This window comes from Raineyella antarctica (assembly GCF_900092135.1).
GTDB lineage: Bacteria > Actinomycetota > Actinomycetes > Propionibacteriales > Propionibacteriaceae > Raineyella > Raineyella antarctica.
Genome location: NZ_FMYF01000001.1, coordinates 223,789 through 245,942 on the forward strand (window position 1 = coordinate 223,789; position 22,154 = coordinate 245,942).

The 22,154-nt window shown below is 72.0% G+C and carries 19 protein-coding genes, 1 pseudogene and 1 riboswitch; of the genes and pseudogenes, 7 read left to right on the forward strand and 13 right to left on the reverse strand.

Features of this window, described 5'->3' with window-relative positions; all coding sequences use genetic code 11:
• Window position 1: 1 nt before the first annotated feature.
• On the forward strand, window positions 2-1,114 hold the full coding sequence (locus GA0111570_RS01000) for a DNA adenine methylase (RefSeq protein ID WP_092605463.1): 1,113 nt from the start codon (window positions 2-4) through the stop codon (window positions 1,112-1,114).
• A gap of 34 nt (window positions 1,115-1,148) precedes the next feature.
• Here GA0111570_RS01000 and GA0111570_RS01005 read toward each other — a convergent pair whose 3' ends face one another.
• Window positions 1,149-1,631 (reverse strand): GNAT family N-acetyltransferase, encoded by a 483-nt coding sequence (locus GA0111570_RS01005; protein ID WP_092605465.1) that lies wholly within the window; start codon window positions 1,629-1,631, stop codon window positions 1,149-1,151.
• Between the two features lie 218 nt (window positions 1,632-1,849).
• Between GA0111570_RS01005 and GA0111570_RS01010 the strand changes: the two genes are divergently transcribed.
• Window positions 1,850-2,350 carry a phosphoribosyltransferase gene (locus tag GA0111570_RS01010; protein ID WP_092605467.1) on the forward strand — a complete coding sequence of 167 codons (501 nt, stop codon included), beginning with the start codon at window positions 1,850-1,852 and terminating at the stop codon, window positions 2,348-2,350.
• A gap of 65 nt (window positions 2,351-2,415) precedes the next feature.
• Here GA0111570_RS01010 and pntB read toward each other — a convergent pair whose 3' ends face one another.
• The 3 genes from pntB to GA0111570_RS01025 are packed head-to-tail and all read right to left on the reverse strand — an operon-like array spanning window position 2,416 to window position 7,831.
• Window positions 2,416-3,843, reverse strand: coding sequence for a Re/Si-specific NAD(P)(+) transhydrogenase subunit beta (gene pntB / locus GA0111570_RS01015; protein ID WP_092605469.1), 1,428 nt, complete (start codon window positions 3,841-3,843; stop codon window positions 2,416-2,418).
• 3 nt (window positions 3,844-3,846) lie between these two features.
• Complete coding sequence (locus tag GA0111570_RS01020) at window positions 3,847-5,397, reverse strand: Re/Si-specific NAD(P)(+) transhydrogenase subunit alpha (protein ID WP_092605471.1); 1,551 nt, start codon at window positions 5,395-5,397, stop codon at window positions 3,847-3,849.
• A 22-nt stretch (window positions 5,398-5,419) separates the two neighbouring features.
• Window positions 5,420-7,831: an alpha-amylase family glycosyl hydrolase gene (locus GA0111570_RS01025; RefSeq protein ID WP_092605473.1), complete on the reverse strand. Its 2,412-nt coding sequence runs from the start codon at window positions 7,829-7,831 to the stop codon at window positions 5,420-5,422.
• Between the two features lie 142 nt (window positions 7,832-7,973).
• Between GA0111570_RS01025 and GA0111570_RS01030 the strand changes: the two genes are divergently transcribed.
• Window positions 7,974-8,303, forward strand: a complete 330-nt coding sequence (locus tag GA0111570_RS01030; protein WP_092605475.1) for a hypothetical protein — start codon at window positions 7,974-7,976, stop codon at window positions 8,301-8,303.
• Here GA0111570_RS01030 and GA0111570_RS01035 read toward each other — a convergent pair.
• A complete protein-coding gene (locus GA0111570_RS01035) occupies window positions 8,276-8,959 on the reverse strand; it encodes a DUF998 domain-containing protein (RefSeq protein WP_092605477.1) in 684 nt (227 codons plus the stop codon). The genes GA0111570_RS01030 and GA0111570_RS01035 overlap by 28 nt on opposite strands.
• 115 nt (window positions 8,960-9,074) lie before the next feature.
• Between GA0111570_RS01035 and GA0111570_RS01040 the strand changes: the two genes are divergently transcribed.
• Both GA0111570_RS01040 and GA0111570_RS01045 read left to right on the forward strand, forming a co-directional pair.
• The gene (locus GA0111570_RS01040; RefSeq protein ID WP_092605479.1) at window positions 9,075-9,698 is read left to right on the forward strand and encodes a precorrin-8X methylmutase; all 624 of its coding nucleotides are present in this window, start codon (window positions 9,075-9,077) and stop codon (window positions 9,696-9,698) included.
• The gene (locus GA0111570_RS01045; protein WP_092605481.1) at window positions 9,695-10,822 is read left to right on the forward strand and encodes a cobalt-precorrin-5B (C(1))-methyltransferase; all 1,128 of its coding nucleotides are present in this window, start codon (window positions 9,695-9,697) and stop codon (window positions 10,820-10,822) included. The genes GA0111570_RS01040 and GA0111570_RS01045 overlap by 4 nt, the downstream gene beginning before the upstream one ends.
• Here the strand turns inward: GA0111570_RS01045 and GA0111570_RS01050 are convergent.
• The 6 genes and pseudogenes from GA0111570_RS01050 to GA0111570_RS01080 form a co-directional block, all read right to left on the reverse strand.
• Window positions 10,819-12,009, reverse strand: a complete 1,191-nt coding sequence (locus GA0111570_RS01050; protein WP_092605484.1) for a CbiX/SirB N-terminal domain-containing protein — start codon at window positions 12,007-12,009, stop codon at window positions 10,819-10,821. The two genes, GA0111570_RS01045 and GA0111570_RS01050, sit on opposite strands and share 4 nt — an antisense overlap.
• A pseudogene (gene cobJ / locus GA0111570_RS01055) lies at window positions 12,006-14,401 on the reverse strand (precorrin-3B C(17)-methyltransferase). The gene GA0111570_RS01050 and the pseudogene cobJ overlap by 4 nt, the downstream one beginning before the upstream one ends.
• Window positions 14,398-15,228: a precorrin-4 C(11)-methyltransferase gene (cobM, locus tag GA0111570_RS01065; RefSeq protein WP_092605490.1), complete on the reverse strand. Its 831-nt coding sequence runs from the start codon at window positions 15,226-15,228 to the stop codon at window positions 14,398-14,400. The pseudogene cobJ and the gene cobM overlap by 4 nt, the downstream one beginning before the upstream one ends.
• Window positions 15,225-16,043: a precorrin-2 C(20)-methyltransferase gene (gene cobI / locus GA0111570_RS01070; protein WP_092605492.1), complete on the reverse strand. Its 819-nt coding sequence runs from the start codon at window positions 16,041-16,043 to the stop codon at window positions 15,225-15,227. Before cobI ends, cobM begins: the two co-directional genes overlap by 4 nt.
• Window positions 16,044-16,085: 42 nt before the next feature.
• A riboswitch (cobalamin riboswitch) is annotated at window positions 16,086-16,230 on the reverse strand.
• Between the two features lie 34 nt (window positions 16,231-16,264).
• Window positions 16,265-16,921: a peptide-methionine (S)-S-oxide reductase MsrA gene (msrA, locus tag GA0111570_RS01075; protein WP_217633952.1), complete on the reverse strand. Its 657-nt coding sequence runs from the start codon at window positions 16,919-16,921 to the stop codon at window positions 16,265-16,267.
• Window positions 16,922-17,034: 113 nt separating this feature from the next.
• On the reverse strand, window positions 17,035-17,988 hold the full coding sequence (locus tag GA0111570_RS01080; protein ID WP_092605494.1) for a zinc-binding dehydrogenase: 954 nt from the start codon (window positions 17,986-17,988) through the stop codon (window positions 17,035-17,037).
• Window positions 17,989-18,216: 228 nt separating this feature from the next.
• Here GA0111570_RS01080 and GA0111570_RS01085 point away from each other — a divergent pair, with 228 nt between their 5' ends.
• Window positions 18,217-18,690, forward strand: coding sequence for a heme-binding beta-barrel domain-containing protein (locus GA0111570_RS01085; RefSeq protein WP_092605496.1), 474 nt, complete (start codon window positions 18,217-18,219; stop codon window positions 18,688-18,690).
• On the opposite strand, the gene GA0111570_RS01090 is transcribed toward GA0111570_RS01085, so the two are convergent.
• Both GA0111570_RS01090 and GA0111570_RS01095 read right to left on the reverse strand, forming a co-directional pair.
• Window positions 18,691-19,377, reverse strand: coding sequence for a uracil-DNA glycosylase (locus GA0111570_RS01090; RefSeq protein ID WP_092605498.1), 687 nt, complete (start codon window positions 19,375-19,377; stop codon window positions 18,691-18,693).
• Window positions 19,374-20,621, reverse strand: coding sequence for an MFS transporter (locus GA0111570_RS01095; protein WP_092605500.1), 1,248 nt, complete (start codon window positions 20,619-20,621; stop codon window positions 19,374-19,376). Before GA0111570_RS01095 ends, GA0111570_RS01090 begins: the two co-directional genes overlap by 4 nt.
• A 121-nt stretch (window positions 20,622-20,742) precedes the next feature.
• On the opposite strand from GA0111570_RS01095, the gene GA0111570_RS01100 reads away from it, so the two are divergent.
• Complete coding sequence (locus tag GA0111570_RS01100; RefSeq protein ID WP_092605502.1) at window positions 20,743-22,119, forward strand: AI-2E family transporter; 1,377 nt, start codon at window positions 20,743-20,745, stop codon at window positions 22,117-22,119.
• The last annotated feature ends 35 nt before the right edge of the window (window positions 22,120-22,154 follow it).

Genomic DNA, 22,154 nt, shown 5'->3' on the forward strand with positions numbered 1-22,154 from the left:
CTTGATCAAGTACCTCGGGTCCAAGCGCACCCTCGTCCCCGTCCTCGGCCGGCTGGCCCGGGCGGCGGAGGCGGGCACGGCGCTGGACCTGTTCACCGGCACGACGCGGGTCGCCCAGGAGTTCTGCCGGCAGGGGGCGTACGTCACGGCCGTCGACACCGCCGCGTACGCCGACGTGTTCGCCCGGACGTACGTCGAGCTCGATGCGGCGACCGTCGACGTGACGGCCGTCCGGGCAGCCATCGACGAGCTCAACGCGCTGCCCGGCACCGACGGCTACGTCACCGAGACGTTCTGCCACCGGTCGCGCTACTTCCAGCCGCACAACGGCCGCCGGATCGATGCCATCCGCGATGCGATCGAACGCCGCTGGGCCGGTACCTGGCTGTGGCCGGTGCTGCTCACCAGCCTGCTGGAGGCAGCGGATGCGGTCGACTCGACCGTGGGCCTGCAGATGGCGTACCTGAAGAAGTGGTCCCCGCGCTCCTACAACGGCCTGCGGCTCGCCGTCCCCGCCTTCACTCCGGGGACCGGCCGGGCCGTGCGCACCGACGCCCAGCGCGCGGTGGATGAGCTGGATCGGGTCGACCTTGCCTACCTCGACTCCCCGTACAACCAGCACCGCTACTACACGAACTACCACGTCTGGGAGACGCTGGTCCGTTGGGACGCCCCCGAGGTGTACGGGGTGGCCTGCAAGCGCGTCGACTGCCGCGACGCCGCCACCAAGAGTCCCTTCAACAGCCGCCGGACGATGCCCGCGGCCCTCGCCTCGGTGGTCGAGGGGGTCCGGGCCGACGTCGTGGCCGTGTCGATCAACGACGAGTCCTTCGTCAGTCGCGCCGAGGTCGAGGAGATGTGCCGGGCGCGGGGCGGCGCGGTCGAGGTGCTGGCCTTCGACTCGCGGCGCTACGTCGGTTCGGTGATCGGTGTGTACGACGGGAAGGGCCGCAAGGTCGGCAGTCCGGGCGCCCGGTCGACGACGGAGTTCATCCTGCTCGCCGGTGACCCCGACCGGGTCGCCGCGATGGTGGAGCTCGCCGCTGATCCGGGCACGGTGGATCCGGGCGTCGAGCCCGGCACGGTGGATCCCGATACTGCGGCCGTCGGCTGAGCGGCCCCCGGGATCCATGCCCTCGCCGCGGCCCTCAGCCGAGCGTGAGCAGCATCGTCTCGGAGTCGCCGCTCGTCCCGACGGTTCGGAACCCGAACTCGCGGTAGAGCGTGGCGGCCGGGTTGAACGAGTCCACTGACAGGCTCAGTCCCGGCAGCCGACGACGTTGCGCCTCGTGGACCAGCGAACCCAGCAACTCGTGGCCGTGGCCCTGTCCGCGATGGTCCGGGCGCACCCACAGACCGATCTCCGGGGCCTCGGCGCTGACGAACCCGTAGCCGGGCGCATCCTCGCGGAACCGGACCGCCCAGACCACCCCGATCGGCCTCGCTTCCGCCTCGCCGACGATGCCGAAGGCCCCCTCGTCCTCGAAGGTCGCCAGATAGCGCACCAATTGCGGGTTGTGCAGCAGTTCGTCGCGGCCCACCGGGGGTCGCCCTGGATCCCAGTTGACCGTGCCGAGGAGTGCCTCCTGCAGCAGGTCCGCGTCCTGTGGTCCGGCCCAGCGCAGATGCATGCCGCCACCCTAACGTGAGCCGAATCCGACGCTCCAGCGGACGAGCCGGACCGGCAGGTTGTCGGACCCACGCAATGGCGCGGTGCGCGCCTGGCACTGGGCTTCGGGCCGGGCCTGGGGCGTCAGATCCGGCTCACCCCACCGAGCAGCCCTGCCCGGACCGCGGATCGCGGGGTGCGCCGCATCGGAGTCCGGAGCGGCGGGCTAGGGTATTCGCCATGAACGAGGAACACGAGGTCCTGACGTACGCCGATTTCGGGGTTGCGGTCCGCGAGGTGGCCCAGACGATCGTCGACGACGACTTCGTGCCGGACATCATCATGTGCATCGCCCGCGGCGGACTGCCGTTCGGCGGCGCCCTCGGCTACGCGCTGGACATCAAGCAGATCACCGAGATGAACGTGGAGTTCTACACCGGTGTCGACGAGCGCCTGCCCGCGCCCGTCCTGCTCCCGCCGAGCCCCCAGCCACACGATCTCAAGGGCCTCAAGGTCCTCATCGCCGACGACGTCTCCGACACCGGCACGACCCTCAGGTTCACCCAGGACTTCCTGCGGCAGTACGCCGCCGAGACGCGCACTGCAGTGATCTACGAGAAGTCGCACACCAAGCTCAACGCCGACTATGTGTGGCGCTACACCGACCGCTGGATCGACTTCCCCTGGTCGGTGCTGCCGCCGGTCACGCGGAGGGTCGCGGTCACGGACGCCACGGCCTGACAAACGCCCGGCAGGGGAGCGATGAGCTCCACCGGCCGGGCGCCTGTGTCGATCCGGGCAGGTTGTCAGAGCTGGCCGACGGTCACCGCACGATGGCTGTCCAGGGCCGCGATGATGTCCTGCACCCGCTCCTTCGCGTCGCCGAAGACCATCTCGGTGTTGTCCTTGAAGAACAGCGGGTTCTGCACGCCGGCGTAGCCGGGGTTCATCGACCGCTTGAACACGACGACCTGCTTGGCGTGCCAGACCTCCAGCACCGGCATACCGGCGATCGGGGAGTCGGGCTCGTCCAGCGCGGCGGGGTTGACGGTGTCGTTGGCGCCGATCACCAGGACCATGTCGGTCCTGTCGAAGTCCGGGTTGATCTCGTCCATCTCGAGCACGATGTCGTACGGCACCCTCGCCTCGGCCAGCAGCACGTTCATGTGCCCGGGCAGGCGACCGGCGACGGGGTGGATGCCGAACCGAACGGTGATCCCGCGCTCGCGCAGCTTCAGGGTGAGCTCGGCCACCGGGTACTGGGCCTGCGCCACGGCCATGCCGTAGCCGGGGGCGATCACCACCGACTTCGCCTCGGTCAGCTGGCGCGCCACGTCGGCGGCCGTGCTCTCGTGGTAGTCGCCGTACTCGCGTACGACGGCGTCGCCCTTCGAGCTGCCCTCGCCGAAGCCGCCGAGGATGACCGAGATGAACGAGCGGTTCATCGCCTTGCACATGATGTACGACAGGATCGCGCCGGAGGAGCCGACGAGGGCACCGGTGACGATCAGCAGGTCGTTGCCGAGCATGAAGCCGGCGGCGGCCGCGGCCCAGCCGGAGTACGAGTTGAGCATCGAGACCACGACCGGCATGTCCCCGCCTCCGATGGAGGAGACCATGTGCCAGCCCAGCAGCAGCCCGAGCACCGTCATCAGCAGCAGCGGCAGCAGGGTGGGCACGAGCACGAACCAGGCGATCAGGACGGCGCAGAGCACCACGACGACCAGGTTGAGCAGGTTGCGTTGCGGGATCATCAGCGGCTTGGACTTCAGCCGCCCGCTGAGCTTGCCGAACGCGACCAGGGAGCCGGTGAGCGTGTAGGCGCCGATCAGGACACCGACACCGACCTCGATCAGGTGGGTGCCGTTGTGGTCGGCCCCGACATCGAGGAAGGAGTTGTACCCGACCAGCACGGCGGCCAGGCCGACGAACGAGTGCAGCATCGCGATCAGCTGTGGCATGCCGGTCATCTCGACGGTGTGGGCACGCCAGATGCCGATCGCGGCACCGATCAGCATCGCCGAGCCGATCAGCAGGGAGGTCACCCAGAACCCGCGCGGGGCGGTGGTGACGGCCTGGGTGATGACACCGCCGACGGCGATGAACATGCCGAGCATGCCGAAGGCGTTGCCCATCCGGGCGCTCTCGTGCCGGGACAGGCCGGCGAGGGCGAGGATGAAGAGGACGGCCGCGATGATGTACGCGGCCTGGACCAAGGACGTGAGGGTGATCATCGCTCAGGCCTTCCGGAACATGGCGAGCATCCGGTTGGTCACCAGGAAGCCGCCGAAGACGTTGATGGAGGCGACGAGCACGGCGATCCACGAGATGATCGTCACCGCCCAGCTGGAACTGCCCATCTGCAACAGGGCGCCGACCATGATGATGCCCGAGATCGCGTTCGTCTCGGCCATCAGCGGTGTGTGCAGGGCGTGGGTGACGTTGTTGATCACGTAGAAGCCGACGAACACCGCCAGCATGAGCACCATCCAGTGCCCCAGGATGGTGATCGGCGACAGTCCGCCGATGACGAAGAACGCCACCATGGCCAGCGCGCCGAGATAGAGCCGCTGGGTCCGGCGCCGCTTCGCGACGACCTCCGGGGCCTCGGCAGGCCGGACCGGTTCCACCGGTGCAGCGGCAGGGACGGCGGGGGCCGCCGACACCTTCACCGGCGGTGGCGGCCAGGTCACGGCGCCCTTGCGGGTCACGGTCATCGACCGGACGACCTCGTCCTCGAAGTCGATCACGAACCGGCCGTCCTTGGCCGGGGTGACCAGCTTGAGCAGGTTGACCAGGTTGGTGCCGAACAGCTGCGAGGCCTGCCGCGGCAGTCGGCCGGCGAGGTCGGTCCAGCCGATGATGGTCACGCCGTTGTCGGTGACGACTTTCTCGTCGGGGCGGGTCAGTTCGGTGTTGCCGCCGCTGCCGGCCGCCATGTCGACGACCACGCTGCCCGGCTTCATCGCCGCGACCATCTCGGCGGTCAGCAGGACCGGGGCCCTGCGACCGCGGATCTGCGCCGTGGTGATCACGATGTCGGCGTTGGCGGACTCGTCGGCGTACATCCGCGCGGCGAGCTCGGCCTGGTCGGCCGTCATCTCCTTGGCGTAGCCGTCGGAGGAGACGTTCTCGTCGACCGCGCCGACCTCGACGAACTGGGCGCCCATCGACTCGATCTGCTCACCCACCTCGGGGCGTACGTCGAAGGCGCGCACCTGGGCGCCCATCGACCCGGCGATGCCGATCGCTGCCAGACCGGCGACACCGGCCCCGGCGACGAAGACCTTGGCCGGAGGCATCTTGCCCGCGGCGGTCACCTGACCGGCGAACATCCCGCCGTACGACTCCGCGGCCTCGATCACCGCGCGGTAGCCGGCGATGTTGGCCATCGAGGACAGCACGTCCAGGGACTGGGCGCGCGAGATGCGCGGGACCGCGTCCAGCGACAGGGCACTGATGCCGGCGGTGGCGTACGTCTCGGCGACCTCGGGCCGGATGGCGGGGGAGAGCATCGAGACGAGGGTGGCCCCCGGATGCATCAGGGCCAGTTCTTCAGGGGTGGGTTCGGTGCAGGAGAGCACCACATCGGCTCCCCAGGCCTCCTGGGCGGTGCCGAGGCGGGCACCGGCCTGCACGTACGCGTCGTCGGGGAAATCGGCCCGCGCCCCGGCACCGCGTTCCACCAGTACCTCGTAGCCGAGCGCGACCAGTTGGGGAGTCGTCGCCGGCGTGGCCGCCACCCGGTTCTCGGATGGGGATGACTCCCTCGGTATGCCAATCAGCACAATGGGCCTCCTTACCTTTCCACTACGTAGCGTAGTGGATCCCAGGGGAGAGAGAAATCTGCGTGGTCAGGCCGAGGTCGGGGAGGTGCTCTCCATCGTGGCGCAGCACCGCGATCGACCACGGGTGGACGACGTACTCGCCCTCGTGGATCACGTCGGCGGCCTCCGGGTCCCAGTGGTTGCCGACCGGCTCGGCCCAGGGGGCGGTGTCGACCAGGCGCCTCCAGAAGCCGGCCCCGTCGGGGGCGACCTGGAAGGTCCGCGGTCGGTCGTCCATGTTGACCATCACCAGGTAGTCGCTGCCGCCGGCCGAGGACCCGTCGATGCCCAGGGACAGTGCTCGCGCATTCTCGCCCGGGCCCTGCCCCAGGTCCGGGGAGCGGAAGAGGTAGCTGACGTCGCCGTTGTCGGCCTCCGTATCGCCCCAGTTGCGCTGTCGAAGCGCAGGCTCCACCCGGCGCAGGTTCGCGACGTTCGCGGCGAAGGTGAACAGCGGGTTGGTGCCGGCGGGGGCGTCGGTCCGCCCGACCACGTCGTAGTACGCGTACGCCCCAGGGTCGCGTGGGTCGACCGGGAGCTGGGTGGGGGCCTCGGAGACGGCCTGGGCCCAGTTGTTCCACATCCCCACGGTGTTCAGCGCCCAGGGGTTGTTGTTGCCGTTCTGGGTCCGCCCGTACTCGTCGCCCGAGACGACCATCGGCACCCCGCGGGAGAGGAACAGCAGGGTCCAGAAGTTGCGCCAGCGGGTGCGCCGCAGGGCGTGGTCGCCACCGGAGTCCCAGGAGGTGTTGTCGTCCGCGCCGCCGTCGGAGGGGCCGAACGGGAATGGTTGGTCGTTCTGCTTGGTGTTGAAGGAGACCAGGTCCATCATCGTGAACCCGTCGTGGGCGGTGACGAAGTTGATCGAGCGCTGTGGCCCGCCCTGGTCGGCGAAGTGGCGGTAGTCCCCGTTCACCATGTCCATCAGGGCCTGGACGTTCCCGTCCCCCTTGGCGAACCCGCGCACGGCGTCGCGGTAGCGACCGTTCCACTCGGCCCAGCCCGGCGGGAAGTTGCCGACCTCGTAGCCCCACAGGTCCCAGGCCTCGGCGACGACCTCGACGTTCCGCTCCTCGCCGAGCCGGGCGATGTCCTCCAGCAGCGGGTGCTGGGGGAAGAACTTCTTCTGGTCGGCCCAGTCGTCGGGTCGCCAGTCATCGGGCGTACGCCCCAGCACGGGGGCGAGGTCGAAGCGGAACCCGTCGATCCCCATCACGTCGGTCCAGTAGGCCAGGGAGTCGAGAACCAGGTGGCACGCGGCGGCCGAGGAGAAGTTGACCTGGTTGGCGGTGCCGGTGGCGCCGTCCAGCAGGACGTGGTCCGCTGTCGTCACGTAGTACTCGTCGGCCGCGAAGCCGCCCAGGCTGGTGAACGCGGTGGTGTCCGGGTCGCCGCCCACGTTCCCGCCCTCGGCGGTGTGGTTGTAGACGACGTCGATGTAGACCTCGAGCCCGTGCTCGTGGAAGGCGCGCACCATCTCCTTGAACTCCCGGGTCGGGCCGCCCCAGGAGGTGTCCGAGCTGTAGTCGCGGTTCGGGGCGAAGTAGGCCATGGTCATGTAGCCCCAGTGGTTCGCACCGCCCTGGGTCTCGCCGATGTCGTTGGAGTCGGTCTCCTGCACCGGCAGCAACTCGATGGTGGTCAGGCCGAGCGCCTTCAGGTACGGGGCCATCATCCCGGCCGCCCGGTAGGTGCCGCGCAGCTCGTCCGGGATGTCCACCACGTCCTCGAAGCCCGGCACGCCGTGGAGCAGCTCCCCCAGCCGGATCGCGGACGGATGCATGGTCAGGTTCTTCACGTGCGCCTCGTACACCGCGGAGACGTGGGCGTCGATGTGCGGGTGCTCGCCGGGGGAGGTGGTGTCGACCACCACGACGCCCTTCGGTGCCCAGACAGCGGTGTCGGCCTCGCGGCGCGGCCGGCCGTGGTAGTCCGCCCCACCGGTACCCCAGAACCCGCCGTCGCCGCCGAGCGCGCCGATCCTCGGGTCCAGCGGGGCATGGGTGATCTCCAGCGCGTACGGGTCGAAGAGCACCTTGTTCGGGTTGAACCGGTTGCCGTCCTGGTCGATGTCGCTCACGAATCCGGCGCCGCTGCCCGGTTCCCAGGCCGGGTCGTACGGCCAGTTGCGGCCCCAGCAACGGAACGCGTAGAGCGAGCCGTGGCCCAGCCCGTCGACCTGGGCGCGCCAGGCCCCGTCGGCGCCGCGCGCCATCTCGACCGCGGCCGTGGCCGGGGAGCCGAGGGCCTCGGCGTACGACTCCAGGGCGACGCGGGTCGCGGCTGGGGCGTGGACGGCAACGGTGGTCGACCCGGTCGAGGGGGAGACATGGGCGCCGAGAGGCCACGAGGCGCCGGCCCAGGCCCCCTGGGCGACTGCGGTCATCACGGTCATGGGGTCAACGCTGCCATCCTCGGGGCCGGTCCGGGGCGGGTTCGGGGTGGCTGGGGGGATTCCCAGCCGGCCCCAAGGTGACCGACTGGGCGTCGGCCGGCACCGCCGGGCGGGGCATTGCCCGACGACCTAGATTGGCCCCATGGGAAAGCTTGGCAACATCCGTCACCCCGAGGACGTCAACTCCGCGCTGATCGCCGCCAGCGGCATCCTGGGCGGCTACATCAGTGCCCGGGAGACCGGGATCCGCCCGATCGGCACCGTGCCCCTGCTCGCCGGCGGCCTGTGGGCCGGCCGTACCTGGCTCGCCAAGGGCGGCCCGGTGACGGCGGCGGCGCTGGGGCTGCTGTACGTCGGCGCCTTCGGCGCCTCGCATCCGCTGGCGAAGCGGATCGGCTCCTGGCCGAGCGTGTTCGCGGTCACCGGGGCGGTGGCGCTGGCCTCCTACCTGGTGGTCGACCGCCGGGCCTGAGGGCCTTCGGCCCGGGGCAGGACGGGGGTGGGCCGGTCGCCGGCCCTGCCCAGCAGGATGATCCAGGCGCCCTGGGTGAGCATCAGCACCATCTGGGGAACGGCTTCGCCCTGCCAGGTCGCGGCGAGGACCAGCATGGTCAGGTGCGCGGAGATGCTGATGGCAAGCGCGATGCGGGCCGGACGACGCCACCGCTGGGATCCGCGCAGCGCGACCAGCGCCATCGATGCCACCAGTGCGCTCTCCAGCACCACCGAGACGATGCTGTGCGCCCACTGGTTGAGGGGCCAGTCCCTCGGATCGACGAACGTAGGGCAGCCCGGGTCCAGGGTCGCGGAACAGGTCATCGGCACGGAGGCGTCCGTGATCGCGCCGACCGCGAAGACCGTGAGCAGGACGACCACCCAGCGAGTGACCCGCGGCGGGGCCAGGCGTCCGGCCCACCGGTGGCGGCCCCAGGCGATGGTGACCAGCAGGAGCAGGCCCGCCAAGATGTCGAGGTTGCGGAACACGGTGTGGAACGGCTGGGTCGCAGCGCCGAGTTCGGACAGGAAGCCGGCCAGCACCCGCGGATCGCCGTTCAGCGGCCACAGCACCCAGTTGTTGTAGGTGAGGGCGAAGGCGACGGCGAGTACCGTGCCGACTCGGCGGGACATGGACCCACTGTAGGAGCGAAGGACCGCTGCCGGGAGACCAACGCCGTACGGTCCGCCCGCCCGGGGCGGGGCCGGGACCCGGTCGTACAGTGGGCGGGCGAGAAGGAGGCCTGACGTGGGCTACATCAGGAGCGGCAGCGAGATCTACGCGGAGTCGTTCGCGATCATCCGGGCCGAGTCACGACTGGGGCGCTTCCCGGCCGACCTGGAGCACGTCGTCGTCCGGATGGTGCACGCCGCGGCCGACCCGTTGATCGCCGACCTGGTCGCCTTCACCCCCGGCGTCGTCGGGAGCACCCGGGCCGCCCTGGCCCAAGGGGCGCCGATCCTCTGCGACTCGACCATGACCGCCGCCGGCGTGATCAGGTCCCGCCTGCCCGCCGGGAACGAGGTCGTCTGCCTGCTGTCGGACCCCGCCCTGGCCGCCTACGCGGCCGAGCGCGGCACCACCCGGACCGCCGCCGCGGTGGAGAGGTGGATGGACCGTATCGATGGAGCGGTGGTGGCGATCGGCAACGCCCCGACCGCCCTGTTCCACCTGCTCGAGCTGCTGGCCCTGACCCCGGCACGTCCGGCCGCGGTGGTCGGGATCCCGGTGGGCTTCGTCGGCGCGGCCGAGTCCAAGCAGGCCCTGGTCGACAACACCCTCGGACTGGAGTACCTGACCGTCACCGGGCGTCGGGGCGGATCGGCGATCGCCGCGGCGGCGCTCAACGCCCTCGCCAGCGAGGCGGAGTGAGCCAGGGCGGCCGCGCCGGACAGCTGGCCTCCTCCGGCCTGCGCCCGGGCTGGACCACAGGTGCCTGCGCGACCGCAGCGGCCCGCGCCGCGTACGTGGCGCTGCGGACGGGCACCTTCCCCGACCCGGTCACCGTCACCCTGCCCCGGGACCGTACGGCCGCCTTCGCCCTGACCGACGAACAGCTCGACGGCCACCGTGCGATGGCGGCCGTCACCAAGGACGCCGGCGATGACCCAGACGTCACGCACGGCGCGGTGGTCCGAGCCACCGTCGCCCCCGGTACCCCGGGGAGCGGCCTCACCTTCGCCGCGGGGCCCGGCGTGGGAACCGTGACCCTGCCGGGCCTGCCGCTGGCGCTCGGCGAGCCGGCGATCAATCCGATGCCCCGGACGATGATCACCGAGAACATCGCCGCCGCCGACCGCGCCCTGGGCGGCGACGGCAGCCCGGACCTGCAGGTCACCGTCGGCATCGACGGCGGGGCGGACCTGGCGACGCACACCCTCAACCCGCGGCTGGGCATCATCGGCGGGCTGTCGGTGCTGGGCACCACAGGCATCGTCGTGCCCTACTCCTGCTCTGCCTGGATCGATTCGATCCGCCGCGGCATCGACGTCGCCGAGGCGACCGGCCAGCAGCACGTGGCCGCGTGCACCGGGTCGAGCTCGGAGGCTCTGGTCACCGCACGGTACGAGCTGCCGTCGGTCGCGCTGCTCGACATGGGTGACTTCGTCGGGGCCGTGCTGAAGTACCTGCGCCACCACCCGCGTCCCCGGCTCACCCTGTGCGGTGGGGTCGGGAAGTTCGCCAAGCTCGCCGACGGACACCTGGACGTGCACTCGGCGCGGTCCAGGGTCGATACCGGCTTCCTGGCGGGGTTGGCCCGGGAAGCGGGGGCCCCCGAGGAGCGCTGCCACCGGGTCGCCACCGCCACGACGGCGCTCGGCGCCCTGGCGATCCACCCGCCGCTCGGCGACGCGATCGCCGCGGCCGCGCTCGGCACCGCCCGGCACGTGCTGCGCGACGCCCCGATCGCCGTCGAGGTGATCTGCATCGACCGGGCCGGCACCGCGGTGGGGCACGCCGGGTGGTCGTCCGGTCGGCAGGACGGCGGAGGCTAGCGGCCGAGCACCTTCAGCAACGCATCGCGGACCTTCATCGACCGATGGGGTGACCCGGTGCCGAGCACGGCCACCGAGAAGCCCTCGGCCCGCGCGACCGCCGGCGTCCACGCCGATCCCCGGCCGGCGTCGTCGGCCCGTACACAGAACGTGTGCCGTGCCTCCGCGCCGGCAGCCACCGCCGCATTGACCTGTGGGTCGTCGGTCTGGGCCAGCACGTACCAGGCCCCGTCCAGGTCGGCGTCCTCGAACCGGCGCCGCTGCCACCTGATCGTCCCCTCCTCGGCCAGTGCGGCCAGTGACGCCACAGCCTCCGGGGAGACCAGCCGGACCCGGGCACCGGCCTCGACCAGGCGTGGTACCCGCCGGGCCGAGACCGTGCCGCCACCGACCACGAGCACGTCGCGCTCCATCAGCAGCAGCCCGGCCAGGTAGGCGGGTGAGGTCTCGTGCAGCCGGCTCTCCTCCTCGCGGTACCGGTCCACCACGACGGCGGCGAGTTCGTCGCATGGTCCGAGCACCTCGGCGACGCGGACCTCGGCGTCAGGATGCCGCGCCCGCCAGGCCTCGGCCCGCTCGAACGTCCAGGAGCGCAGGCGTCCGGAGAACAGGAAGTTCTGCCCGACCACGATCCGCCTGGCCCCCATCGCGTACGCCTCGTCGAGGGCGCGCGGCAGGTCCGGCGCGGCGACCTGGAGGAAGGCGGGACAGACCCGCTCGTACCCGCCGTGCTCCTGGACCAGCCGGGAGAGCCGGACGTGGTCGGCGTTCGCACCGGTTACCGAGCAGCCCCGGCCGACCAGCACCACGGTGGTCCGCTCCGGCGCCCAGTCGCCGCGCGCCGCGGCGATCCGGCCCTCCAGCGCCGCGACGAGGCGGGGGTCGGCGCCGAGGTGCCGGGCGTAGCGTACGTCGGCGGTCCCCTTGGCGCGTCCGATGGCGCCAGGGATGTCCTCCAGCACGTGGCCGCCCTCGCCGACCATCAGCGGCACGACGACCGCGCGTCCGTCCGAGAGGGCCAGCGCCGTCTCGAGCGCGGCCTCGATGCTCGGCGGGGTGAGCTCGACCGAGCCGGGCTCGACGGTGACCCCGGGCAGCAGCGCCCGGACCTGGTCCACCAGGGCCAGGAACTCCTGGACCCCGGCCGGGTCCCGGGTGCCGTGGCCGGCGATGACCAGCGGGATCATGACGTCATCCAGTGGTAGTCCCGGGGAGTGACGATGCGCTGCTCGCCCGACCCGGTGGTGACCAGGCGGGTGGTCGAGGAGCCCACGACCACCAGCGAGTTCATGTCGACCCGTTCGACGTCAAAGTCGGCCAGCGTCCCGGTGACCACCTGCTCGTCGGGACGGGTCGCGTCGTGCACGGCGGCGACCGGCGTCGAGCCGGGGCGGTGGGCGCCGAGGATCTCCAGCGCGCGCGGCAGGTGCCTCAGGCGCTTGCGCGAGCGGGGGTTGTACAGCGTCACCACGAAGTCTCCCTCGGCCGCGGCCTGCAGGCGCTTCTCGATGGTCTCCCAGTCGGTGTGCAGGTCGGACAGCGAGATGGTCACGTGGTCGTGGCCCAGCGGCGCGCCCAGGATCGCCGAGATGGCCAGTTCGGCGGTGACACCGGGGATGATCTCGACGTCGATCCCGTCGGTGCCCTGCTCGAGGGTGGGGGAGGCCATCGCGTAGATCGCCGGGTCGCCGGAGCAGACCAGCGCGACCGCGTGGCCCCGGCGGGCCTCCTCGATCGCCCGTCCGGTGCGCTCCTCCTCTGTCCCCATCCCCGAGGCCACCACCCGGGTGCCGGGCCGGACCAGGTCGCGGACCTGGTCGACGTACGGGCGGTAGCCGACGATGACGGCGGCGTCCCGGATCGCCTCGACGGCACGTGGGGTGGTGAGGTCTCGTGCCCCCGGGCCCAGGCCGACGACGCTGAGGTGCCCCCGGGCTGGCAGCACACCCAGTGCGCAGGTGGCGACGGTGCTGCGCTGCTTCTCCCTGACCAGGTCGGCGCCGCGGGCCAGCACGGCGGCCTCGGCGACGCCGGGCGAGCCGACGTGGCTCTCGACCACCGGGCTGGGATTGGGGACCGGTTGGGCGGCGAGGACGTCGGCGGGGTAGGTGATGAACGGGACGCCGAACTCGGCGGCCAGGGCGACCAGCCCGGGCTCGTCGGCCTTGACGTCGGTGCTGACGAGGGCGGCCAGCGATTCGGGGGCCAGGTGCTGGTCGGCGAGGCAGCCGATCAGGAGTTCGCGCAGGGGTGCGACGTCGGTGCCGGCATGGCAGCCCATCCCGGCGACGACCGAGCGGGGGTGCAGGACGACGGTGGGCCGATCGGCACCGGCCAGCACCTCCGCGCTGGGGCGCTCGGTGATGACGACCCGACCGACGGCGGTCCGGTCGGTGGCGTCGGCACCGAGGGTCGGGGTGGCATCGAACAGGCACACGTTCTCGGGGAAGGCCGGCAGCGGCCATGGTCGCTCCTTGACCAGGTCGACCGGGTGCCCCTCCAGGATCGAGCGCGTCACGGCGGCGACGTCCCCGGCCCAGGCCCAGCCCAGCGTGTCCAGGGCGGGCAGGCCGACGGCGTCGGTGGCGGTGGTCACCACCGCCACGGCACCGATGCCGTCGGCGATGCGGCGGGCCAGGTCGTTGGCGCCACCGCCGTGGCCACCGACCAGGGGGACGGCGAACCGGCCGGCCTCGTCGACCACGACGACGCCCGGGTCGGTGTCCTTGGACTGCAGCAGCGGGGCGACCAGACGGGTGGTGGCGCCCAGGGCGAGGTGACTGACGAGCAGGTCGCACTCGGCCCAGGCGGTGGCCAGGCTGTCCGCGACGGGCCCCTCGTAGTGGCGGGTGGGCTCGCCGAGTGCCACGTCGATGGCTGCGGCGTGGCGCCGGCCGGCGGCGCTGTTGGTGAGGTGCCCGATCATCGGGGTTCCTTGCTGGTCATGCCGACGAGGGCGGGGGACTCCCCGGTCATCGAGTCGGCGTCGGGATGGTCCGCCAGGACGAGCACCACGTTGGGCTCGGTGACGTCGGGGAGGGCGAGCGCCTGCTCGCGGGTGAGGATGCGGACACGCTCGTCCACCTCGCCCAGCCGCTCGGCCAGTACGAAGACCCGGTCGGGCACGGCGGCGGCCAGTTCGCGGATGCCCTGGTCCGGGGCGGTCAGGACGGCGACCTTGGGCCACGTACGACAGGCGTACAGGGTGGGCTCGAGCGGGTGGCCGTGCGCGCTGGCGACCTGCGCGTCGTCCCACGGGAGCCCGACCGCGGCGAAGGCCATCGCCACGGACGAGACGGTGGGGACCACGCGGGGCCGGAAGCCCTCCCCTCGCAGCCGCCGCACCACGCCGTAGAAGCCCGGATCACCCGAGGCCACGACCAGGACGTCGGTGTCGGCGGGCAGGGCACGCAGGGCCACCATCGCGCTGGACAGCGAGCCGAGCACGATCCGGCGGTCCTCGGGCACGGCCAGGGCATCGAGGTGGCGCCGGCCCCCGACAACGACGTCGGCGCGCGCGGCGTGCTCCCGCAGGTCGGCCGAGGGACTGCCGAGGTAGCCATGGACGGTGACGCTCATGCGTCCGGGCCGGGCCGGAGGAGGGCGCCGTGCTCGCGCAGCTCTGCTCGGGCCGCCGGGTCGGCGTCGCGGTACTGGTGCCGGAAGCCCGGGTGGTAGAGGTGGGACCGCTTGGTCGGTCCGCCGGCGGCCAGCGCCGGCCCGACCAGGACGACGGTGTGTTTCCAGAGCTTGTGCTCCTTCATCGTCTCCGACAACCGCGCGAGCTCGCACCGGAGCATCAGTTCGTCGGGCCAGCTCACCCGGTACCCGATGATGCAGGGCGTCTCCGGCGGGTAGCCGCCGGCCAGCAGTTCCTCCTGCAGGGCCTTGTTGCGCGCCGCCGACAGGTACAGCGCCATGGTGGTGCCGTGGGCGGCGAAGGACCGTACGGTCTCCCGCGCCGGCATCGGGGTGCGTCCGCCCTCCAGCCGGGTGAGGACCAGGGACTGGGCCACCTCCGGGACGGTGATCTCGACATCGGCGCGCGCCGCGGCGGCGGAGAAGGCGGAGATGCCGGGCACGGTCTCGTGGTCGACGCCGATCCGGTCGCACAGGGCGCGCTGCTCGGCGGTCGCCCCGTACAGGCCGGGGTCGCCGGTGTGCACCCGGGCCACCAGCAGGTCCTCGTCGCGGGCCCGGGTGTAGAGCGGCTCCAGCTCCTCCAGTGGGAGGGCGGCCGAGTCGACCACCAGGGCGTCGGGTCGGACGTGTGCCACGATCTCGGGCGCGACTAGGCTGGAGGCCCAGATGACGATGTCGGCGGCCGCGATGACGGCTGCGCCGCGCAGGGTGATCAGGTCGGCCGCACCCGGGCCGGCCCCGACGAACACCACCCGCCCGCTCACAGCCGGCCGCCGGTCCGGGCGCGTCGCGGCGCGGACAGGACGGTGGAGAAGTACGGCGCGGTGGCCCCGTCGGTGACCGCCGCGAGCGGCACCACCTGTTCGGCGGGCAGACCGATGTCGGTGCCCATCACCGCTTCCCGGTCGTGGCGCCGCAGGACGTCGACGACCTCGGGGAGCCGGCTGCCGCCCTTGTAGACCACGACGGTGTCGCAGGCGTCCAGCACGGCGTCCAGGACCTCGATCCCGGCGGTGGCGGGGGCGAGGGCGAGGACCTCCTGGCCCTCGCAGAGCGGCGTCCGGCTGGCCGCAGCGAGCGCCTGCATGGCGGTGATGCCGGGGACGACCTCCACCTCGACGTCGGGCAGCTCCGCGGTGACGTACGCGGCCAGGTAGCTGAAGGTGGAGTAGACCGAAGGGTCGCCGACGGTGGCGAAGCAGACGACGGCCGCGCCCCCGCGGTACTCCTCGACGGCGGCCGCGGCCGAGGTCTCCCAGGCCTGCCGGCGCCGGGCGGTCACGCCTTGCCGATCGGCCATCGAGAAGGGGACCCGCCGGATCCTGGCCTGGGGTGCCACGGTGGCGACGATCTCCTCGGCGCGGCCGGGGCCCTCACCGGAGCGCTCGGTGGCCGGGACCAGTACGACGTCGGCCTCGGCGAAGGTGCGCTGGGCCTTGAGGGTGACCAACTCGGCGTCGCCGGGTCCGACCCCGACCCCGACCAGCCGGCGTCCGCCACCGGCGGTGGGGAGGGCTTGCGGGGCAGCAGTGGCAGGTCCTGGTCCGGGAAGGGTGGGGTCGGGGGAATGCGTGGTCATGGGGCCTCCTCAGGTCTGCCGCCCGATCGTGTGCCGTGCACCGGGCGGAGTTCCTGACTGATGAGTTCCTGACTGCGGAGTCGCTGACCTGGGCTCGCACCCCGTTCACAGTGGCGGGACCGGCCCGGATTCAGACCGGCGTTCCTCCGTACCTGGTACGTACCGGATCATCCTGCCACTCGCCCCGGTGCGTCCAACGGCGGGGCGGGTGCCGCCCCTGCTCAGTCGCAGCGCACGCCGGTGGAGTGGATCGGACAGTAGCCGCCGGGGTTCCGGACCAGGTACTGCTGGTGGTAGTCCTCGGCGTACCAGAAGGCGGGCTCGCCGCTGGTGGGGTCGAGCGGGGTGATCTCGGTGGTGATCGCCCCGTACCCGGCCTTGGCGTACGCATCGGCGTACGCGGGGAGCAGCCGGCGGGCCACCTCGGCCTGGTCGGCCGAGGTGGGGAAGAGTGCCGAGCGGTACTGGGTGCCGACGTCGTTGCCCTGGCGGTAGCCCTGGGTCGGGTCGTGTGCCTCGAAGAACTGGCGGACCAGCGCCTCGTACGTCACGCGCTCGGGGTCGAAGCAGACCCGGACGGTCTCGGCGTGCCCGGTGCGCCCGGTGCAGACCTCCTCGTACGTCGGGTTGGGGGTGAAGCCGCCCTGGTAGCCCACGGCGGTGTTGGTGACGCCCTCGGTGTTCCAGAACATCTTCTCCTCGCCCCAGAAGCAGCCGAGTGCGAAGTAGGCGACCTCCGAGCCGACCGGGGTGGCGTCGTCGGGCAGGCCGAACACCAGGTTGGCCGGTGCCGGGTGGGGCAGGACCGGCGTGGACCGTCCCCGCAGCGCACGCTCGGGGCTCACCATCTCGGGAGTGGGATGCAGGAAGAACGACATGCTCCGAGCGTACGTGCGCCCACAGACACCGGCCAGAGCCGCAGGGCCGGGCCGGTGTCTGTGGGCGTGGACGGGCGATCGTGCGAGGGGCCGTCCGGTCCGGGTGGGGGTGGCTACTCGTAGATCGCGATGAAGCGGCCGACCACCCCGCCGGCGCGCAGCTTGTCGATCGCCCCCGGGATGTCGGCGTGGGTGATCCGGTTCATCGGCGGGTTGAGCTTGCCGCTCTCCATCAGCTCGTAGATGCCGGCCAGGTCCTCCTTGGTGCCGGACTTGGAACCGCGGATGGTGAGCTGCTTGATGATCAGCGGATAGGTGTTGATCGTCGCCTCCAGCCGGCCCATCCCCACCTGCACGAAGGTGCCGAACTCGGCCAGCGTCTCCACCCCCTGGGCGGTCGTGGTCCCGAATCCGGCGTAGTCGACGATGAGGTCCAGGCCCTTGTCCGTGAAGGCGGTGATCGAGTCGGCCACATCCGCGAGCCCGATCTCGCCGGCCAGCTCCCTGGTCGTCGGCGAGACCTCCGCGCCGTACACCTCGGCACCGGTCAGCACCGCGACGCGGGCGCCGATGTAGCCCAGGCCGCCGAGCCCGATCACGCCGACCTTCATCCCGGCCTTGCACCCGCCGGTGGTCATCATGGCGTGGTACGCGGTGAGGCCCGCATCCGTGGCCATGGCGCCCAGGTCGAACGGCACCGCGTCCGGCAGCCGGACCAGGTTGTCGTCGGTGGCCAGCAGCTTGGGCGCGAAGCCGCCGTCCCACTGGCCGTAGCCGAGGGCATCGCCGTCGGACATCACCGGGGCCAGGCCGACCCGGTCACCGACCTTCCAGTGCTCCATGCCTTCGCCGACCTCGGAGATGACCCCCGCGTTCTCGTGCCCCATCGTCCTGGGCAGGGTGGGGAACAGGGGCATCCAGCCAGGGTCGTCCAGGGCCGTCACGTCCGAGTGGCACACCCCGGCGGCCTTCACGTCCACCACGACCGTGCCCGGCCGGGCGTGGGGCTCGGGTACCTCGTTGGCCTCCAGCGGCTGGTTCGTACCGACAAACTGCCATGCTCTCATCGGGTCTCCTTCGACACCGGACCTGCTGTCACACGTGAGGCACCCGCGGCAGGCCGAGGACTCCCCGTGGGGCGTCCGGGTGCGGGCGCCCTGCGGGATCTCTTCACGCTACCCCCGGGGGTACGTACGGACCGGCGCAGTGAGCTGAATCACACGGCCGGCCCCGGGTTGCCACCAGGGCGCAGGGATGCCCCCCGGGGCATGCCCACCGTCGGTTAGGCTCCAGGCATGGAACTGACCGCCAATCTCGTCCCGCTCGCGGACCTCGTCGGCACCTGGACCGGACAGGGCACGGGGGAGTACCCCACGATCGAGCCGTTCGGCTACCACGAGGAGATCACCTTCGCCTTCGTGGGCAAGCCGTTCCTCGTCTACAGCCAGCGCACCCGCGGCATGGACGGGGCCCCGCTGCACATGGAGACCGGCTACCTGCGGCACACCGGCGCCGGCCACCTGGAGTTCGTGCTGGCCCAGCCGACCGGGCAGGCCGAGCTGGCCGAGGGGAACCTGGTGGCCTCCGACGACGGACTGGTACTCGAGCTGACCGCCCGGGTGTGGTCGGCCTCGACCGCCAAGGACGTCTCGGCCAGTCGCCGTACGTACCGCCTGGTCGGCGACACGCTGAGCAGCTCGTTCGACATGGCCGCCGTCGGTCAGCCGATGGCGCGCCACCTCACCTCGGAGCTGGTGCGCTCGGCCTGATCAGTGCTGGTGGGCCAGGTCCCAGTCGATCGGCCGGCCGCCCTGGGCGACCAGGGCGGCATTGGCCCGGCTGAACGGGCGCGAGCCGAAGAAGCCGTTGCGGGCACTGAGCGGGGACGGGTGGGCGCTCTCGATCACCGGGATCCCGGGCAGTAGCGGAGCCAGGGCGCGGGCGTCGCGCCCCCACAGGATCGCCACCAGCGGTCCGCCACGCTGCGCCAGCGCGCGGATCGCCGTCCCGGTGACCTCTTCCCAGCCGCGGCCGCGATGCGACGCGGGCTTGCCGGGCTGCACCGTCAGGCACCTGTTGAGCAGCAGCACGCCCTGCTCGAACCAGCCGGTCAGGTCGCCGTTCGTGGCCGGGGGGATGCCGAGGTCGGTCTGCAGCTCCGCATAGATGTTGCGCAGGCTGGCGGGCAGCGGGGACACGTCGGCGGCCACGGAGAAGCTCAGTCCCACCGGATGCCCGGGCGTCGGGTAGGGGTCCTGGCCCACGACCAGGACCCGGACGTCGGCCATCGGCCGGGTGAACGCGCGCAGCACCTGGTGGCCCGCGGGCAGGTATCCCCGCCCCGCGGCGATCTCGGCGCGCAGGAAGTCGCCCATCGCGGCGACGACGGGGGCGACCGGGGCGAGTGCCTCGGCCCAGTCCTCGGCGATCAACTCGCCCAACACCTGGCGTGTCATCGTGCGACCTCCACTGGCTGGTCACCGTCCCGGTCGGGCCGGGGCATCCGGACCGAGGCCAGGGCGGCCAGGGCCATCAGCAGCGTACCGGTCAGGAAGGCGCCCGACAGGTCCAGGCCGTCCGCGATCGCACCGGCCGCCAGCGGGCCGATGATCTGGCCGGCATCGCCCGCCATGGAGAAGACCGCCACCGGCGTGCCGGAGCGCGCCCCGGCCACGTCCCCGACGGTGGCGGCCGGCGCAGTGCCCATCAGGGCGACCCCGACCGCGTTCACGCACAGCGCCGCCACCAGGAGCCAGATGGTGGGGGCGAAGGCGATCCCCACCATCGCCACCGCGCCGATCAGGCTGCCGGCCACCATCGCGGGGCGCCGGCCCACCCGGTCGACGAACCGTCCGGCCGGCTGGATCGCGACGGTCTGCACCACGGCGGCGATCGCCAGCGCGATGCCGGTCCAGACCGGCGTGTGGTGCAGCACCTCCACGACCAGGACGGGCATCAGCGAGGACCGGATGCCCAGTGAGCTCCACCCGTTCGCGAAGTTGCACACCAGCGCCGCCTGGTAGCGCAGGTCCGCCAGCACGGTCCGGAACGGTCGCGGTGCCAGCAGTTCCGTGCCCTGCCCCGCGCCTGCGTCAGCAGCGCCGGTCGTACGGCCGTGGCCCTGCAGGAGGAACACCCCGACCAGGGCGGCGCCGACCAGGGTGAGGGCATAGAAGAAGAACGGCGCCCGGATGGAGACTGCGGCCAGCAGGCCGCCGACGGCCGGTCCGGCCATGTTCCCGACCAGGAAGCCGGTCTGGAAGGTCCCGGTGGCCCGCCCACGCTGGTTCGGGGCGGTGGAGCGGATCAGCAGCGTCATCGCGGACACGGTGAACATCGAGGACCCGATGCCTCCGGCGGCACGGAAGACCAGCAGCTGCTCGTACGTCTGGGCCAGCCCCATCGCCGCACTGGAGAGCGCCACGATCAGTACGCCGGCGACCAGCACGGTGCGCTCGCCCAGCCGGTCGATCAGCCGCCCGGTGAACGGGCTGGTGACCAGCCGCATCAGTGCGAACGAGGAGACCACCATGCCGGTCTCGAACTGCCCGACGCCGAACGAGCGGGTGAAGACGGGCAGTACCGGGACGACGACGCCGAAGCCGACAGCCACGAAGAAGGCGATCACCCCGAGGACGTGGACCGCGGTGGGCAACCTGTCGGCGGCCGCGCCGCGTCGGGACAGGAGAGGCCGGATCATTGCCCGCACTCTAGTCCGTCGGCAAGGACGCAGTGACCCGCTGGACCGGGACCCGTCCCGCCCCGGCCCCTCGTCGCTGTAGGTTGGACCAGCCTGACACCGAGCGAAACGGGGACATCTCGTGGAACCTGAATCCGAGCGCACCGGGCAGCCGCTCGCCGTCCTGCCCGGGGCCGAGCCCACAGGGTCGGCAGCCGCTGTGCCGGCCGGCATCCGGGTGGCGGCCTCCTGGACCTGGCGCCTGCTGCTGATCGGTGTCGGCGTCGTCGTGGTCGGCTACGTGTTCCGGTACTTCTCCGGCCTGGCGATCCCGCTGGCCGTGGCGGTCCTCCTTGCCGCGCTGCTCGCCGCGCCGAAGGCGTGGCTGGTGCGCCATGGGTTCAACAAGGCGCTCGCCTCGGGCCTGACGCTGGTGGTCGGACTGGCGCTGGTGGTGGGTGTCCTGACCGGTGTGGTGGCCCAGATGGTGTCCGAGGGCCCCAAGCTGTTCACCTCGGCCCAGACGGGCCTGCTGCAGTTGGTCACCTGGCTGAGCGAGGGTCCGCTCAAGCTCGCCCCCGAGCAGGTCCAGGGCATGCTCAACGACCAGTTCGCACGCATCCCCGGGCGGCTGCAGCAGTGGTCGGGCCAGATCGTCGGCGTCGCAGCCGGCGTGGGCAGCGGTGTCGCCTCCTTCTTCGCCGGCATGTTCACGGCGTTGTTCGCCCTGTTCTTCTTCCTGTACAGCGGGCGCCTGCTGTGGGCCGCCTTCGTGCGCATCGTCCCGGCCCGGGTCCGACCCGCCGTCGACCGGGGCGGGACCGTCGGCTGGAAGGCGCTCACGGGCTACGTACGCACCACCGTGATCGTCGCCGCGGTGGACGCGGTGGGCATCACCATCGGCGCGGTGGCGCTGAACATCCCGCTGGCCGGCGCGATCGGTGCGCTGACCTTCATCGGCGCCTTCGTGCCGATCGTCGGTGCCTTTGTCGCCGGCGTCATCGGCGTGCTGATCGCCCTGGTCACCAAGGGCTGGGTGGCGGCGCTCATCCTGCTCGGCGTCGTGCTGGCGGTGCAGCAGCTGGAGGGGAACGTGCTCCAGCCCTTCCTGATGGGCAAGGCCGTCTCCCTGCACCCCCTGGCGATCCTGCTGGGGATCAGCGTCGGCGTCACCCTCGGTGGCATCGCCGGAGCCGTGGTGGCCGTCCCGGTACTGGCGTTCGCGAAGGCCTTCGTGGACTCCCTCACGCACCGGGAGTGGCTGGCCCTCGCCCCGGCGCCGGACCTGCGCCTGACCACCCCCGACATCGTGGCGAGCAACGCCCTCGGTGGCGGGACGGAAGCCACGCTGGCGCTCCAGCTGGACCCGAGCAACACCACCACCGCCGAGCTCACCAGCCTGCGGGTCGCACCGGTGTCGACGTCCGAGGCCCACGACGCGGAGGCGACCGCCCGCCCGGAGGGCTCCGAGGACGACGCTGCACTCCGCCGGGGTGACGAGGCCGACGGATCCGCGTGAGGGCCCGCCCCGCACCCTGACCGATCCCTGAAACC

Excerpts from the sequence above, each read along its gene's own strand:
- GA0111570_RS01005 (WP_092605465.1), bottom strand. The coding sequence starts at position 1,631 with ATGCATCTGCGCTGGGCCGGACCACAGGACGCGGACCTGCTGCAGGAG.
- GA0111570_RS01010 (WP_092605467.1), top strand. The coding sequence starts at position 1,850 with ATGAACGAGGAACACGAGGTCCTGACGTACGCCGATTTCGGGGTTGCG.
- pntB (WP_092605469.1), bottom strand. The coding sequence starts at position 3,843 with ATGATCACCCTCACGTCCTTGGTCCAGGCCGCGTACATCATCGCGGCC.
- GA0111570_RS01025 (WP_092605473.1), bottom strand. The coding sequence starts at position 7,831 with ATGACCGTGATGACCGCAGTCGCCCAGGGGGCCTGGGCCGGCGCCTCG.
- GA0111570_RS01030 (WP_092605475.1), top strand. The coding sequence starts at position 7,974 with ATGGGAAAGCTTGGCAACATCCGTCACCCCGAGGACGTCAACTCCGCG.
- GA0111570_RS01035 (WP_092605477.1), bottom strand. The coding sequence starts at position 8,959 with ATGTCCCGCCGAGTCGGCACGGTACTCGCCGTCGCCTTCGCCCTCACC.
- GA0111570_RS01050 (WP_092605484.1), bottom strand. The coding sequence starts at position 12,009 with ATGATCCCGCTGGTCATCGCCGGCCACGGCACCCGGGACCCGGCCGGG.
- cobI (WP_092605492.1), bottom strand. The coding sequence starts at position 16,043 with ATGACCACGCATTCCCCCGACCCCACCCTTCCCGGACCAGGACCTGCC.
- msrA (WP_217633952.1), bottom strand. The coding sequence starts at position 16,921 with ATGTCGTTCTTCCTGCATCCCACTCCCGAGATGGTGAGCCCCGAGCGT.
- GA0111570_RS01080 (WP_092605494.1), bottom strand. The coding sequence starts at position 17,988 with ATGAGAGCATGGCAGTTTGTCGGTACGAACCAGCCGCTGGAGGCCAAC.
- GA0111570_RS01085 (WP_092605496.1), top strand. The coding sequence starts at position 18,217 with ATGGAACTGACCGCCAATCTCGTCCCGCTCGCGGACCTCGTCGGCACC.
- GA0111570_RS01090 (WP_092605498.1), bottom strand. The coding sequence starts at position 19,377 with ATGACACGCCAGGTGTTGGGCGAGTTGATCGCCGAGGACTGGGCCGAG.
- GA0111570_RS01095 (WP_092605500.1), bottom strand. The coding sequence starts at position 20,621 with ATGATCCGGCCTCTCCTGTCCCGACGCGGCGCGGCCGCCGACAGGTTG.